The following is a 14,858-nucleotide window of genomic DNA, read 5'->3' as shown; positions in this document are numbered from 1 at the left end:
CACACTTTTCGGCATCATGCTCTAGCCGCCGAAAGCGCAGTTTAAATCTGTATCAGTGGTTGGCCGTCTCGCCGAGGACGGTTGCGAATTCCAGCATGCGGCGGCGGCGAAGCGCGGCCTCTTCCCCGACTTCGAGGATGACCGACTCCGACAGGCAATCGAGCAAGGCGATCAGCGGCGGAAGATTGTCGAGATCGGGGGCGCGGGCGGGCGGCAGGGGCAGCATGACGTTGGATTGATCCGCCATCCAATCCGCCTGCTGCGGTGAAATCAGGACGACCTTGTAGCCGTAGCGCCGCGCGGTTCTGGCAAGCAGGCGCGCCTTGGCAAAGCGGCGACAGTCGATGATCACGAGCAGGGCGTCGTCGACCGCCGGCCGGGCAAAGAGGTCGGCAAAACGGTTGTCGGCGCCGTCGAGCGTGCGTACGCCGTCGCGGGCCTGTATCAGCCGCTGGCAGAAGTGATTGGCGAGGCTTGCAAGCCGCGCGTGGGTGGCGATCGAGACTTCACGAGCGGTACTGATCAGGCTGACAGCTTCGGACCAGTGCGGCTGCGCCGTCAGATGATAGATATGATGGAGCGCCTGGATCTGTTCGGCGACCAGCACGGCGAGCGGTTTGCCTTCCGCAGCATCCGCATGCAGTTCACTCATGGCGCTCTGCAACTGCGCCGGCGATGTCGTCACGGTCTCGCGGATCTCCACCTTGACGCTGTCCAGGCCCTGGTAACCGAGCGCGCGCAGGAAACGCCCGACGGTCATGGGCGACAGGTCCAGCCGGTCGGCAACCGACGCGGCCGTTTCAAACGGCAGGTCATTCAGGTGTTCGGAGAAATATTTCGCAATACGACGCTCGGCCGGTGTGCCGCTTTTAACGTATTGCCTGAGTTTGTGCACAAAATCTTCCACATCAGCCTCCCCCGTCTTCCCTCAGAGGCGTTCCGTGGATGCGCTATGGCGATCCCTTGTCTTTGCAACTATTTTCGGAAGCTGCTTCTCAGGCCCATGCTTAATTCTATGGGGCATAATATTATATTAGCACTTATATTGCGACAAGTTTCTATTACTGCCTGCAATTTTATTCTCTCTTGTCGGTGGCATTCGCCTTTCCTACATCTTCTGCGCAACTGGAGACGCTGAAGAAATGATCCTTGACGCCGCTCGACTATCGCTCGCCAACCTGTTCGCGCCGGAAACGCGTTCGGTCTTCTGGAAAGTGCTCGGCCTGACGATTCTGGTGCTGGTCGGTCTCTGGTTTGCATTGCGCGGGGTCTTCATGGCCTTCCTCTTTCCCTGGCTGACGAGTTTCTTTCCCGATATGCCGGACTGGGCGGGGTGGTTCGCGCTGATCTTCGCAATCCTTGCCGGCATCGGCCTTGCGCTGATGCTAGCGCTGCTGCTGTCGCCGGTAACGGCGCTGATCGCCGGTCTGTTTCTCGACGACGTCGCCGATGTCATCGAGAAGCGCGATTATCCCACGGACGCGCCGGGCACCGCCATGCCGCTCGGTCCTGCCATGGCAAGCTCGATCAAGTTCCTCGGCGTCGTGATCCTCGGCAATATCGTCGCCTTGCTGCTGCTGTTCATCCCCGGCGTCAATCTGGTCGCCTTCTTTCTGGTGAACGGCTACCTGCTTGGACGGGAATTCTTCGAATTCGCCGCCATGCGCTTCCGTCCGCCGCAGGAGGCGCGGCTTTTTCGCGCCAAGCATGCGCCCACCGTGTTTCTCGGCGGGCTGCTGATTGCACTGTTTCTGATGATCCCCTTCGTCAATCTGCTGACGCCGCTGTTTGCCGCCGGCATGATGGTGCATCTGCACAAGCTGATTGCGGCTCGCGACACCGGTTCGCGAGCCTGAGTCTCAGCCGGGCAGGGCGGAGGCGTCGTACATCGCGGCGAATTCCGCGCTCGGCGGGATCGGCTTGATGATGTCGATCAGCACGCCGTTGGGGTCAGCGGTGATGAAATGCCGCTGGCCGAAATCCTCATCGCGGATCTCTCTCAAAATCGGCAGGCCGGCGTTCCGGCAGGCCTCGTAGATACGATCGACATCCTCGACCTCGAAATTGAGCAGCAAGCCGCGAACCTCGCCACGCGCGGCGGCAGGGATGGTCTCGTGGCTGCCGTCGAGGATGGCGAGCGCGACATGCTCCGCCTCGGCTGATTGCAGGTGAACGTACCAGTCGCTTTCAAAAAGCGCCTTGAAGCCGAAGTGGGCGCAGTAGAAGGCGGCGGTGCCCTCAACGTCGCGCGTCATGATGACAGGATAGTAGCTGGTCGATTTCATCTCTTGCTTCCCTCCTTTTACATACAGTCTGTATGTTTTTGCGTATTAACATACATGCGGTTTGTATGTAAAGAGACGGTATGAGCCGCAGCAATCGCGAGAGAACCGAGCAGACAAAGCAGGCGCTAATCGACGCCGGGCGGCGCATCTTCGTCGAGAAGGGTTATGCCGAAACGGCTACACCTGAGATCGTCGCGGCGGCAGGGGTGACGCGCGGGGCGCTGTACCATCATTTCGAAGACAAGAAGGCACTGTTTCAAGCGGTGATAAAGTGCGAGGCCCAGGACGTGGCCAAGGCAATCGAAGCGTCTTCGGCGCCGAAACAAGGGCCGCGGGCTGCGCTGATCGCCGGCGCTTCGGCCTATTTCGCCGCAATGGGGCAGCCAGGACGAACACAGCTGCTGTTGATGGAGGCGCCTGCCGTTCTCGGATTGCCGGCGGCCGCCGCACTGGATGCGGAGAATGCGGAAAAGAGTTTACGCGAAGGACTTGCGGCGTTTCTGCCGGAGGCAGGCGCCTTGCTCGACCCGCTGACATCGCTGCTGTCGGCGGCTTTCGACCGCGCCGCGATCGCGATCGACGCCGGCGGGGACAGGCGGGATTACGAGCGGGCGATCGCCGTCTTACTCGACGGCCTCGCCGATCACCTGCGGCGGTAGCTCGACGAGGGGCGCCGGAATATCCCAACTTTTCTCCGGCGATTTGCAGATGTCGGCGATGACGCAGCGCTCGCATTCGGGGCGGCGTGCCTTGCAGGTGTAGCGGCCGTGCAGGATCAGCCAGTGATGAGCGTGATAGAGGTACTGTTTCGGAACCACCTTCATCAGCCGCGCCTCGATCTCGTCGGGGGTCTTGCCGGGGGCGAGCCTGATGCGGTTAGCGATGCGGAAAATGTGGGTGTCGACCGCCATCGTCGCCTGGCCGAAGGCCATGGACAGCACGACATTGGCGGTCTTGCGCCCGACGCCGGGCAGGCGGACCAGTTCCTCGCGGGTTTCCGGTACTTTGCCCGCGAATTCGTCGACCAGCATCTGCGAGAGCGCGATGACGTTTTTGGCCTTGTTGCGATAAAGGCCGATCGTCTTGATGTAGTCGCGGACCTTCTCTTCGCCGAGTTCGAGCATTTTCTGCGGCGTATCGGCGACCTTGAAGAGCGCTCGCGTCGCCTTGTTGACCCCGGCATCGGTAGCCTGGGCGGAGAGCGCCACGGCGACGACGAGGGTGAATGGGTTGGTGTGCTCGAGTTCGCCCCTCGGTTCCGGCCGCTGCACCGAGAAACGGCGGAAGATCTCCTCCCGCTCAGCCACGGAATAGGCGGTTTTCACCGCCGCTGCCGGTTTGCGGCGTGTGATGACATTCGAGTTTTGCGAGGGTTTGCCAACGGATTTGAGTTTCGGATTCGCCATGGAGAATCTATACTCAACGGCCATGATGGAAAGCAACGCCAACAGCTTCAACGAAAAGCCTGTTTTCGCAGCCGAACTCTTTCCCCACCGATCGCTCGGGCGCAAGGGCTTCAAGGTGCTGCTTTTTTTGTCGGGCGCCGTCTGCTTTCTCTACGGCATGTTCTTCACCGCGACCGGCGCCTGGCCGATCGGCTTCTTCTTCGGGCTGGATTTCCTCCTGCTTTACGGTGCTTTCTGGCTGAGTTACCGCTCCGGAAGGGCGCGCGAGGAAGTCACGGTGTCGCGCACCGACGTATCGGTGCGTAAGTTTGCGCCGTCGGGGCGGATGGTGGAGCATCATTTCAACCCGTTCTGGGCGCGTTTCCTCGTCCGCCGGCATCAGGAAATCGGCATCCTCTCCATGCATATTTTCGGCGAGGGCCGGCGCACGGATATCGGCTCCTTCCTGAACCCTGATGATCGCGAGAGTTTCGCCAAGGCTTTCAAAGGGGCGCTTGCCACGGTCAAGCAGCGTCTCTGAACCGATCACCAGAGGCGCAAGAATCGGGTGGTTTGGCCGCCGGCCCTTGATTATCTCCTGTCTAAAGGAGAAAAACGATGAATATGATCGCGAAGCTCGACACAGATATCACCCCCGGCGGCCCCGACTACGACACCGTCCGTCGGGTCATCGAACTCATCAGCGAAGAATATCGCGACCAGCCCTCGCTGGAAGCGATCGCGGCGCGGCTGAACCAGTCTCCAACGCAGCTTCAGAAGACCTTCACCCGGTGGGCCGGCCTCTCTCCCAAGGCCTTTCTGCAAGCCGTCACGCTCGACCATGCCAAGCGGCTGTTGCGCAAGGAAGAGATGCCCTTGCTCGAAACCTCGATCGAGGTCGGGCTTTCCGGCCCGAGCCGCCTGCACGATCTCTTCGTCACCCATGAGGCGATGTCTCCGGGCGAATGGAAGGCGAAGGGCGGCGGACTGACGATCCGCTACGGCTTCCACAATTGCCCCTTCGGCGTGGCTCTCGTTATGGTCACGGATCGCGGCCTGACGGGCCTCGCCTTCAGCGACAGCGGCGACGTAAAGGCTTGCCTGGAAGACATGACCTGCCGTTGGCCGAACGCGGAATACATCGAGGACCGGCAGGCGACAACTCCCTATGCTGATCGCATCTTCCAGCCGGGCCGCTGGACGTCGGACCAGCCGTTGCGGGTCGTCCTGATCGGCACGGATTTCCAAGTCAGCGTCTGGCAGAGCCTGCTGAAGATCCCGTTCGGGAAGGCGGTAACCTATAGCGATATCGCCAGGGATATCGGCCGGCCGACCGCGATGCGCGCTGTCGGCGCCGCCGTCGGAGCCAATCCGATTTCCTTCGTCGTGCCGTGCCATCGCGCGCTTGGCAAGAACGGCGCGCTGACGGGCTACCATTGGGGCCTCACTCGCAAGCGGGCCATGCTCGGCTGGGAATCGGCGCACGCCTGAGCGAGCGCAGGTCGTTCGTCGCCTATCGCTCCGCCAATTCCAGTAGCGCTCGCGCCGCGCTTTCGTCGGTGATCAGCGTGTTGCAGCCGATCCGCTTGATCGTGGCGCGGATGGCGACGGCGCGGTGGGCGCCGCCGGAGGAGAGCACGATGTGCTTGGCTTCCTTCAGCGTGTCGAGGTCGACCGACATCACCCGGCGATTGATCGAGTGGTCGACCGAATAGCCATCTCTGTCGAGGAAGTTGAACATGGTGTCGCAGACGCAGCCGGCATCGATCAGTTCCTGCAGTTCCGCCTTCGATATCCAGCCTTCCGACAGCGAGGTCGAATGCGGGCCGATATCGCCGCAGCTGACGATCGCCAGGTCAAGATTTTCGGCGAGACGGTAGATCGTGTCCAAACCGCACTTCTCGATGAGATTGCGTTTGGTTTCGACGGAATCGACCAGAAGCGGCGCCAGGAACATATAACATTCGGCGCCGAGCTGATTTGCCAGCCGCCACGTGTAATCGATCGGGTTCGTCTGGTGGACGGCGACAATGCCGCCGAGCAGCGAGACGACTTTGCAATTGGTCCGGCGCGGCGGCCGGAAGCTCGCCAGCGAGGCGGTCATGGTGCGGCCCCAGCCGACGCCGATCGTATAGTCATCGGGGATGGCTTCGGAGAGGAACTGGCCAAGCGCCAGACCGACATTCTTTGCCAGCGAATCGACGTCGCCCTGGATGGTCGCCGGGACGACGATCGCCTCGTCGAGGCCGTAGGCGCGCTCCAGCTTCACCGAAAGCTCGACGCAGTCGCCGATCGAATCGTTGATCCAGATCTGGACTTCGCTGCGTTTCATCGCCTCGTCGAGCAGGCGGATGACGGTGGTGCGGCTGATGCCGAGCTGTTCGGCGACATCCTTCTGGGTCAGGCCCTCGTTGTAATAGAGCCATGCGGCTCGCAGCCGCAGCGAGGATGCCTCGGAATAGGCCGTGTGCGTGCCGCGTTTGAGCTTGACCACTTCTCCTCCAGCCGAATTCCTGCCCTAAATCCCATCAGGGATGAACGGCTGTCGCGGCGCGTTTGTTGCCGGGATAATGACGGGTGTGACACTTATGTCAATTGAAATGCACAAATGTCCTTGACTTTTCATCGGGCGAATGGCGATAGTCCGGCCGACACGAAGTCGTTCTGTCCGTCCGAGGAGGACATAGTGCGGGCATGCCGAAAGTCACGACCGGCCTTCCGGCCGCAGGCGATATCGCTTGCGTTCGGCCTGCGGTTTGCCTGCGGGAACACGGCCACTGTCCTTGACGTTTATGAATCATCCGAGACGGATGTGCGCAATTTCGCCTGCAGCATGCAGACAACCTGTCGGTAGATCACCTTTGCCGGGCGGAACTCGCGCCGGTCGCAGCCCAAGTTCAACAAGGATTATTGACCATGACATCCAAGCTTGACCAACTCCGCGAGATTACCACGGTCGTCGCCGATACCGGCGACATCGAGGCCGTCGCGCGCCTGAAGCCTGTGGATTGCACGACGAATCCGAGCATCGTGCTGAAGGCGCTCGGCACGCCGATGTTCGCGGACGCCATCAAGGAAGCCGTCGCCTGGGGCAAGAAACAGAGCGGTAATCCCGAAGCCGTCTCCGCCGCCGTCGCCGATCGCCTCGCCATCTCGGTTGGCGCTGCGCTGGTGAAGCTCGTCCCCGGCCGTGTCTCGACCGAGGTCGACGCCGATCTGTCTTTCGACACCGAGGCTTCACTTGCCAAGGCGCGCTCGATCATTGCCGCTTACAAGGATCGCGGCATCGAACGGGACCGCATTCTCATCAAGCTCGCTTCCACCTGGGAGGGCATCCGCGCCGCCGAAGTGCTGCAGAAGGAAGGCATCGACTGCAACCTGACGCTGCTCTTCAGCAAGGCCCAGGCGATCGCTTGCGCCGATGCCAAGGTCTTCCTGATCTCGCCCTTCGTCGGCCGCATTCTCGACTGGTACAAGAAATCGACGGGCAAGGACTATACCGCCGAGGAAGATCCGGGCGTCATCTCCGTCCGTGATATCTACAACTACTACAAGGCGAACGATATCAAGACGATCGTCATGGGCGCCTCCTTCCGTAATGCCGGTGAAATCGAAGCCCTTGCCGGCTGCGACCGGCTGACCATCAGCCCGGCCCTGCTCGACGAGCTTTCCAAGGATGAAGGCAAGCTGGAGCGCAAGCTCTCGCCGGAGAGCCGCAAGCCCGACGCCAAGGTTTCGGTTGACGAGAAGACCTTCCGCTGGATGATGAACGAAGATGCGATGGCGACGGAAAAGCTCGCCGAAGGCATCCGTGCCTTCGCCAAGGACCTGACGACGCTGCGCACCATGGTGCAGAAAGAACTGCAGCTCGCCGCCGCCTGATCGAGGCGCGCAAACAATTGGAGGCGCGGAGGCCGGCTGGCCTCCGCGCCTTTTCGTGCTGATATCAACGGCCTATGCGGCCGGAGGCGACGATAGTGCGAGAGGAGCGGGCAATTCCTTTGGCGACATTTTTCCGAAGACATGCAAGCTTCATCATCGCTTTCCTGGCTGGGCTGGCGGTCTTTTTGCTGATGACATCGCGTGAGGTCAGCGCCCGCAACATCCTGTTCGGATGGAATGCGAGCGCCGGCGTGTTTATCGTGCTCAGTTGGCGCAAGATGCTGCGGGCAACGGTCGAAAGCATTCGCGAACGCGCCGAAGATCTCGATTTTTCCGATACGGTTCTTTTGGCGCTTTCGATCGGCGCAGCCCTTGCGAGCATCGCCGGCATCGGCCTCGAGCTTCATTCGATCAAGGAGGCTACACCCGACATGGCGCTCGCACGGGCAGGCGGCGCGGTGCTGACGATCCTGATCTCCTGGGTTTTTCTGCACACGCTCTTCACCATTCACTATGCCCATTATTTCTATGGCGGGATGGACGAAGGGAGCGGCTTGAAGTTTCCCGACGGAATCGAAGAGCCCGGCTATTGGGACTTCCTCTATTTCTCATTCACCATCGGTGTTGCGGCGCAGACCGCGGATGTCGCCGTCGGGTCGACCGGCATGCGCAAGCTGACGCTGCTGCATGCCGTGCTGTCTTTCCTGTTCAATACGACGATCCTGGCGCTGGCGATCAATGTTGGCGCAAGCCTGCTATAATGCGCGTGTCGCAGCGGCTGCGAAAATCGGAGAACCGGCTGGGCCACGAGGAAAGAGCGGCTGGCCGATCGCCGCACTTCGACCGGAGGGAAAGATGGAAAGTGCCTCAAGCCGGCATTGGCCGGCCGATCTCATTCTTCTCCTGGGCAGGCTTCTGCTGTCGCTGATCTTCCTGCACGAGGGATTTTCGCTTGCGGCCAATCTTGCCGCGACCATAGACATCTTCGAGAAATTGGGTCTTTCGGCGCCTATTGCCTTTGCCACGATCGTCCTTCAGATCGGCGCTGGCCTTTGCATCGCGACCGGTTTCCTCAGCCGGCTCGGCGCCTTGGCGCTGGCGCTCTTTTGTCTGGCAACCGCCTTTCTCTTCCACACCGACTTGGCGAGCCAGAACGAACTCCTGCATTTCGAGAAGGATCTGGCGATTGCCGGCGGCATGTTCGTCCTGGTGGCTGCGGGCGCCGGATCGATATCGATCGGCCATCTGCTGAAAAAGGGGACGGAGCGTATGCCCCGCTGGCTGAGGGCGATGATATAGGGGGCGGGATCATGCCCGCTGCGATAGAAAGGCTGGCGTGGCTTCAGGCCGGCGGCTTGCCAAATGCCGGGCCGCAAGCGCTTACAGAACTGCCTGCCCAGCCATCAGTGCAAGGACAAGGAAGATCAGGAAGATCACCAGGGCGATGCCGAACAGCACGCGGGCGATGGTCGCAGTGGCTGCGGAAACGCCGGAGAAACCGAAGAAGCCGGCGATGATCGAAATCACGAAAAATATCAGAGCCCATTTCAGCATGGCGTAATCCTTTGCTTTTGCATGAGAAGACGCGGCAGCCGGGAAATTGTTCCAGATCGTCGCCAGGCGATCGGCCGGATGATGCTGGCGGAGTCTCGATGTTGCCGGACAATGTGTTTGCGCGGCGGCCGGCTATTGCGCAGCGTTCACAGCCAGGCCGCCCCCGAGCCTCCCCTGCCTTCCGCTGTCAGCCGTGATTGATCATCACGTGGCGAACGGCGGTGTAGTCCTCCAGTGCATAGACCGACATGTCCTTGCCGTAGCCCGACTGTTTGACGCCGCCATGCGGCATCTCGTTGACCAGCATGAAATGCGTGTTGATCCAGGTGCAACCATATTGCAGCCGGGCGGCCGTCTTCATGCCGCGGCCGATATCCTTGGTCCAGACCGAGGAGGCGAGGCCATAATCGCTGTCGTTTGCCCAGGCGACGGCATCGTCGGCTTGGGAAAAGCGGGTGACCGAGACAACAGGGCCGAAGACCTCGCGGCGGACGATCTCGTCGTCTTGCAGGGCGCCGGCAATGACGGTCGGGGTGAAGAAGAAGCCTCTGTCGCCGGAGACTTTGCCGCCGGTGGTGATCTCCATGTGCTTGTGTTCGGAAGCGCGGGCGACGAAGCTTTCGACGCGGTCGCGCTGACGCCTGGAGATCAGCGGGCCGATTTCGTTTTCGGTATCGTCGGCCTGGTTGAAGCGAATGCTCGCGACGGCCGAGGAGAGATCGGCGACAAAATTGTCGTAGACCCTGGCATCGGCATAGATGCGGCAGGCGGCGGTGCAGTCCTGGCCGGCATTGTAATAGCCGAAGGTGCGGATGCCTGACACGACGGCATCGATATCGGCATCGTCGAAGACGATGACGGGGGCCTTGCCGCCGAGTTCCAGATGGGTGCGCTTGACCGTCTTGGCGGCGGCCTGCAGCACCTTCTTGCCGGTGGCGATATCGCCTGTTATCGAGATCATGCCGATCTTGGCATGATTGATCAGCGCGTTGCCGACGCTTTCGCCGCGGCCGAGGATGACGTTGACGACACCCTCGGGGAGAATTTCCGAGAGCAGCTTTGCCATCTTCAGCGACGTCAGCGGCGTCTGTTCCGATGGCTTGAAGACGACGGTGTTGCCGCCGGCGATGGCCGGCGCCAGCTTCCAGGCCATCATCATCAGAGGATAGTTCCACGGCGCGATCGAGCCGACAATGCCGATCGGATCGCGGCGGATCATCGAGGTATGTCCGGGCAGATATTCGCCGGCGGCAGGTGCGTGCAGATTGCGCACGGCGCCGGCGAAGAAACGGTAACAATCGACGATCGCCGGGATTTCGTCGTTCAGCACCGAATTGATCGGCTTGCCGCAGTTCAAAGCCTCCAGCGCAGCGAAGCCTGCGGCATCCTTCTCGATGGCGTCGGCGATCTTCAGGAGGTAGGCGGAGCGCTCGCCCGGTGTCGTCTGCGACCAGCCTGCGAAGGCTTTCTCGGCGGCATCGACGGCGGCGTCGATCTGGGACAGCGAGGCCTCGGGAAGGTCGATCACCGTCTCGCCCGTCTTCGGGTTCAGGATGTGCTCTTCCGTCTCCGTGCCCTTTTCGAAGCGGGAACCGATCAGCATCTGGGTATCCATGACGTTCTCCCTGTTATTTGCCGCCGCCGGCGATCTGGTCGCCGTCGCGGGTGAGGTAATAGGCTGCCAGGATCGGCAGGAAGGTGACGAGCACCACGACCATGGCGACCACATTGGTGACCGGGCGCTGGCGCGGGCGGATGAGTTCTTCGAGCATCCAGATCGGCAAGGTCGATTGCTGGCCGCCGGTGAAGGTGGTGACGATGACCTCGTCAAAAGAAAGCGCGAAAGCCAGCATGCCGCCGGCCAGAAGGGCGGTGCCGATATTGGGCAGGATGACATGGCGGAAGGTCTGGAAGCCGTCGGCGCCGAGGTCCATCGAGGCCTCGATCAGCGAGCCGGAAGTGCGGCGGAAGCGGGCGACGGCATTGTTGTAGACGACGACGACGCAGAAGGTGGCGTGGCCGAGCACGATGGTCCAGACCGAAAACGGGATGTCGAACAGACTGAAGGCGGAGCGCAGCGCAATGCCGGTGATGATGCCGGGAAGCGCAATCGGCAGAATGACCAGCAGCGAGATCGCCTCGCGGCCGAAGAACTTCGTCTGGCTGACGGCCGCCGCACAGAGCGTGCCAAGCACCAGCGCGATCGCGGTGGCGATGGCGGCGACCTGGACGGAAAGACCGAGCGCCGACCAGACATCCGGCCGATTCCAGGCGACGGCAAACCATTGCAGCGTCAGGCCGGGCGGCGGCCATTGATAGCTCTTTTCCTCCGTCGTGAAGGCATAGACGAAGATCAGCAGGATCGGCAGGTGCAGGAAGAGCAGTCCGCTGGCGGCGGCGATCTTCAAGGGCAGCGGCGATGTCTTGAGATCAGAGCGCATCGAAGGCTCCCAGCTTTTTGGCGAGCGACAGATAAAGTGCCATGATGACGATCGGCACGACGGAGAAGGCGGCGGCGAGCGGCACGTTGCCGGCCGTTCCCTGCTGGGCATAGACGGCCTGGCCGATGAACAGCCTGGAGGAGCCGATGATCTGCGGGATGATGTAATCGCCCAATGTCAGCGAGAAGGTGAAGATCGAACCGGCGACGATGCCGGGGAGCGCGAGCGGCAGGAGCACGGTGCGGAAGGTCTGGCGCGGCGTTGCGCCGAGATCGGCCGAGGCCTCGATCAGGTTGCGGGGGACACGCTCGAGGGCCGCCTGCGTCGGCAGGATCATATAGGGCAGCCAGATATAGACGAAGACGATGAAGGTGCCGATGTAGCTCACCGACAGCGAATTGCCGCCGACGACGGGCAGATTAAGGATGCCGTCGAGCAGCCAGGAGAGGGAGAGTTTCTCGAAGATCCAGGTGAGGATGCCTTCCTTGGCGAGGATCAGCTTCCAGGCGTAGATCTTGACGAGATAGCTCGACCAGAGCGGCAGCATGACGCCGAGATATAAGAGCGCCTTCCATTTACCCTGCGCATAACGCGCCGCGTAATAGGCAATCGGGAAGGCAATCAGCGCGGAAGCGATGGTGACCAGCGCGGCCATGACGACGGTGCGGATGATGATGTCGAAATTTGTTGGGCTCAGAAGCTGGGCATAGGTCGCAAGGGTGAATTCGTAATTCACCAGGCCGGAAAAATCGTCGATCGAAAAGAAGCTCTGCAGCAGCAGGGCAATCAACGAGCCGATATAGATGATGCCGAGCCAGAGCAGCGGCGGCGTCAGCATCAGGAAGAGTAAGAGCTTCGGATGCCGCCAGAAGACATCCGAAAGACGGCCGAAGAGCCCGCTGCGTCCCGGCAGGATCGATGTCTTGGCGCTGGAGAGGGTGAGCGCGGTCATGCCGCATCGTCCATATAGTGGATATCGGCAGGCTGCCAGGCAAGGCGGATACCGGCGCCGACGTCGGGCACGGGCGCGCCGGCCGGCAGCATCACATGCAGCCGGCTGCCGCGGAGATCGACGCCGAGACGGGTGGCGGCGCCGAGGAAGCTCGCATGTTCGACTGTGGCCTCGATGCCGTCGCCTGCCAGGTGGATCGCCTCGGGCCGCAGGCTCGCCCAGCGTTTCTGGCCGCCGAGCGCGGCCATCAGATCCGGCGCGATCACATTCGAGGAGCCGACGAAATCGGCGACGAAGCGCGTCCTCGGGCGGCGGTAAATATCCTGAGGCGTGCCTTGCTGGACGATGTTGCCGTCGTTGAAGACGGCAACGCGATCGGCCATGGACAATGCCTCGCCCTGATCATGCGTGACGAAGACGAAGGTGATGCCGAGCGCGCGCTGCAGGCTCTTCAATTCCTCCTGCATCTGCTCGCGCAGCTTCAGGTCGAGGGCGCCGAGCGGCTCGTCGAGCAGCAGTACCTTCGGCTTGTTGACGAGCGCGCGGGCGAGCGCCACGCGCTGCCGCTGGCCGCCGGACAGTTGTCCGGGCCTGCGGGCGCCGTAGCCCGGCAGCTTGACGAGCTCGAGCGCATCGTTCGCCGCCTTCAGCCGTTCCGCCTTGCCGACGCCCTTGACCATCAGCCCGTAGGCGACATTGTCGAGGATGTTCAGATGCGGGAAGAGGGCGTAGTCCTGGAACACGGTGTTGACGTTGCGGCGATAGGGCGGCACGCCATCGGCCGTTTCGCCGAAGATCTGGATATGTCCGGCGCTCGGCTGCTCGAAGCCGGCGATCAATCTCAGGCACGTCGTCTTGCCGGAGCCGGAGGGGCCGAGCATGGCGAAGAATTCGCCGGACGCGATCTCAAGGTCGACGTCGTCGACGGCGCGAACCTGGCCGAAATAGCGCGATACCTGCTGGAAACGGACGGCTGAGGTCATTGGAGCTCCGGATATTGTCATCTGGCTTCTCCCTGGTAGGAGAGCTGAACGCCGAGGGAGTGCTGGGCTTTCCTCTTCTCCCCAGCGGGGAGAAGGTGGCCCGAAGGGTCGGATGAGCGACTATCTGGATTGTCAAGTTGCATATTCGAATTCTCTTCGCGCGTCTCGTGCTTTTGCATTGAGAATAACCAGGAGTTTTCGGGCGAGTGCGATGCGGATGACCATTTTGGGTTTGCCGGCGCTTTGCAACCTTTGCTGGAAGGCGGCCAGGTGCGGATCGTGTCGGGCTGCGATGGCGCCGACCAGGAACAGAATGGCGCGTGGTCCGGAGCGCCCGCCGCGCACCGGCCGGTGTCCGCTGCGTTTGCCGCTGTCGTTGGCAATCGGCGCCAGGCCGGCCAGCTTGGCGATCGCCTTATTGGAGATCTGGCCGATCTCAGGCAGTTGGGCCATCAACCGGGCAACTGTACGGTTGGCCACGCCCTTGATTGATCGAAAGGCCTGGTTGAGACAGGCCCAGAGCGGATCGTCGTCTATCATCGAGGCAATCTCGCCTTCGAGGGTGCGGCTCTGGCGCACCAAAAGTGCGATCACCTCGTTGAGGCTTGCCTCGCACTGCTGATCGCGGGCTGCACTGCGGCGCTGCATCTGGATGGTCAGATCACTCGTGACCTGGGACAGCCGCGCCATCAGCGCCGACAGCCGCATCTGCGCGGCTTTCGGCGGCGGCAGGGCAGCCAGCCGCCTGGTTTCGGCATAATGGGCGATCATCGCTGCATCGATGCGGTCGGTCTTTTCCAGAAAGCCCATGGATTCGGCAAAGCGGCGCACATGGCGCGGATTGGCAAGCGCGCAGGCGATGCCCAATTCCCACAACAGCAGGAAGGCCGTCCGCTCATAACCGCCGGAAGCCTCCATGACGAGGAGCTCGACATTCTCGGCCCGGCAAAGATCGGCCAGCGCGCCAATGCCGGTGGCGTCATTGCTGAACCGTTCAAACGTCCCGGACGGGCGGATGAACGCATCCAGCCAGTCTTTCGAAACATCCACTCCACATATAATTCTGTTCACGGTAACCTGCCTTGTGCGTGCGATTGGAGCCAAGCGACTATTCGGTCGTACGTGACGATGACGAAGATCCCAGGCTCATCCACGGTTGTAACCGGAGGGGGGACGGGCGACTTCGTCAAGCCTCTGGCCGGGTGGCCACCCGGCCAGAGGCTCAATCGCTTCCATCGCACGAAATTACTAACGTGCAGATACAAGGGGAACGGTGAGGCATGTACGACCTCGCTTGGCTCGGTCGTTCGCTCCTTCGTCGCTCACCCCTCATCTGTCCTTCGGACATCTTCTCCCCGCTGGGGAGAAGGGGAATT

The 14,858-nt window shown here is 61.7% G+C and carries 17 protein-coding genes; 7 read left to right on the top strand and 10 right to left on the bottom strand.

Annotated elements, in window-relative coordinates:
• Window positions 1–52: 52 nt before the first annotated feature.
• Window positions 53–907 (bottom strand): MurR/RpiR family transcriptional regulator, encoded by an 855-nt coding sequence (locus N2597_RS17925; protein WP_038691442.1) that lies wholly within the window; start codon window positions 905–907, stop codon window positions 53–55.
• Between the two features lie 235 nt (window positions 908–1,142).
• Here N2597_RS17925 and N2597_RS17920 point away from each other — a divergent pair, with 235 nt between their 5' ends.
• Window positions 1,143–1,856 carry a sulfate transporter family protein gene (locus N2597_RS17920; protein WP_039622358.1) on the top strand — a complete coding sequence of 238 codons (714 nt, stop codon included), beginning with the start codon at window positions 1,143–1,145 and terminating at the stop codon, window positions 1,854–1,856.
• Between the two features lie 3 nt (window positions 1,857–1,859).
• Here N2597_RS17920 and N2597_RS17915 read toward each other — a convergent pair whose 3' ends face one another.
• A complete protein-coding gene (locus tag N2597_RS17915) occupies window positions 1,860–2,285 on the bottom strand; it encodes a VOC family protein (protein ID WP_096770572.1) in 426 nt (141 codons plus the stop codon).
• Between the two features lie 80 nt (window positions 2,286–2,365).
• Here N2597_RS17915 and N2597_RS17910 point away from each other — a divergent pair, with 80 nt between their 5' ends.
• Complete coding sequence (locus tag N2597_RS17910; protein ID WP_183599866.1) at window positions 2,366–2,944, top strand: TetR/AcrR family transcriptional regulator; 579 nt, start codon at window positions 2,366–2,368, stop codon at window positions 2,942–2,944.
• Here N2597_RS17910 and nth read toward each other — a convergent pair.
• On the bottom strand, window positions 2,909–3,715 hold the full coding sequence (nth, locus tag N2597_RS17905) for an endonuclease III (RefSeq protein WP_170961445.1): 807 nt from the start codon (window positions 3,713–3,715) through the stop codon (window positions 2,909–2,911). The genes N2597_RS17910 and nth overlap by 36 nt on opposite strands.
• On the opposite strand from nth, the gene N2597_RS17900 reads away from it, so the two are divergent.
• Both N2597_RS17900 and N2597_RS17895 read left to right on the top strand, forming a co-directional pair.
• A complete protein-coding gene (locus N2597_RS17900) occupies window positions 3,714–4,211 on the top strand; it encodes a DUF2244 domain-containing protein (RefSeq protein WP_096763733.1) in 498 nt (165 codons plus the stop codon). The two genes, nth and N2597_RS17900, sit on opposite strands and share 2 nt — an antisense overlap.
• A 77-nt stretch (window positions 4,212–4,288) precedes the next feature.
• A complete protein-coding gene (locus N2597_RS17895; RefSeq protein WP_183599868.1) occupies window positions 4,289–5,161 on the top strand; it encodes a methylated-DNA--[protein]-cysteine S-methyltransferase in 873 nt (290 codons plus the stop codon).
• 22 nt (window positions 5,162–5,183) lie between these two features.
• Here N2597_RS17895 and N2597_RS17890 read toward each other — a convergent pair whose 3' ends face one another.
• On the bottom strand, window positions 5,184–6,164 hold the full coding sequence (locus N2597_RS17890; RefSeq protein ID WP_096763731.1) for a sugar-binding transcriptional regulator: 981 nt from the start codon (window positions 6,162–6,164) through the stop codon (window positions 5,184–5,186).
• 422 nt (window positions 6,165–6,586) lie between these two features.
• Between N2597_RS17890 and tal the strand changes: the two genes are divergently transcribed.
• The 3 genes from tal (at window position 6,587) to N2597_RS17875 (ending at window position 8,851) form a co-directional block, all read left to right on the top strand.
• Window positions 6,587–7,552, top strand: a complete 966-nt coding sequence (gene tal / locus N2597_RS17885) for a transaldolase (RefSeq protein ID WP_096763730.1) — start codon at window positions 6,587–6,589, stop codon at window positions 7,550–7,552.
• A 92-nt stretch (window positions 7,553–7,644) separates the two neighbouring features.
• Window positions 7,645–8,313 (top strand): DUF1345 domain-containing protein, encoded by a 669-nt coding sequence (locus N2597_RS17880; RefSeq protein ID WP_183599874.1) that lies wholly within the window; start codon window positions 7,645–7,647, stop codon window positions 8,311–8,313.
• Between the two features lie 94 nt (window positions 8,314–8,407).
• Window positions 8,408–8,851: a DoxX family protein gene (locus tag N2597_RS17875; RefSeq protein ID WP_096763729.1), complete on the top strand. Its 444-nt coding sequence runs from the start codon at window positions 8,408–8,410 to the stop codon at window positions 8,849–8,851.
• An 81-nt stretch (window positions 8,852–8,932) separates the two neighbouring features.
• On the opposite strand, the gene N2597_RS17870 is transcribed toward N2597_RS17875, so the two are convergent.
• From N2597_RS17870 to N2597_RS17845, 6 genes are all read right to left on the bottom strand, one after another.
• The gene (locus N2597_RS17870; RefSeq protein WP_004678026.1) at window positions 8,933–9,106 is read right to left on the bottom strand and encodes a DUF1328 domain-containing protein; all 174 of its coding nucleotides are present in this window, start codon (window positions 9,104–9,106) and stop codon (window positions 8,933–8,935) included.
• Between the two features lie 187 nt (window positions 9,107–9,293).
• A complete protein-coding gene (locus tag N2597_RS17865) occupies window positions 9,294–10,721 on the bottom strand; it encodes a gamma-aminobutyraldehyde dehydrogenase (protein ID WP_106795897.1) in 1,428 nt (475 codons plus the stop codon).
• 13 nt (window positions 10,722–10,734) lie between these two features.
• Complete coding sequence (locus tag N2597_RS17860; protein ID WP_039622341.1) at window positions 10,735–11,547, bottom strand: ABC transporter permease; 813 nt, start codon at window positions 11,545–11,547, stop codon at window positions 10,735–10,737.
• A complete protein-coding gene (locus N2597_RS17855) occupies window positions 11,537–12,499 on the bottom strand; it encodes an ABC transporter permease (protein WP_106795898.1) in 963 nt (320 codons plus the stop codon). Before N2597_RS17855 ends, N2597_RS17860 begins: the two co-directional genes overlap by 11 nt.
• On the bottom strand, window positions 12,496–13,482 hold the full coding sequence (locus tag N2597_RS17850; RefSeq protein ID WP_183599870.1) for an ABC transporter ATP-binding protein: 987 nt from the start codon (window positions 13,480–13,482) through the stop codon (window positions 12,496–12,498). Before N2597_RS17850 ends, N2597_RS17855 begins: the two co-directional genes overlap by 4 nt.
• Before the next feature lie 132 nt (window positions 13,483–13,614).
• Window positions 13,615–14,553 (bottom strand): IS110 family RNA-guided transposase, encoded by a 939-nt coding sequence (locus N2597_RS17845; RefSeq protein ID WP_077992921.1) that lies wholly within the window; start codon window positions 14,551–14,553, stop codon window positions 13,615–13,617.
• Between the last annotated feature and the right edge of the window lie 305 nt (window positions 14,554–14,858).

It is taken from the genome of Rhizobium sophoriradicis, assembly GCF_025200795.1.
Lineage (GTDB): Bacteria > Pseudomonadota > Alphaproteobacteria > Rhizobiales > Rhizobiaceae > Rhizobium > Rhizobium sophoriradicis.
The sequence above is the reverse complement of the archived record's forward strand: the minus strand, read 5'-3'. Positions and strand labels throughout refer to the sequence as shown.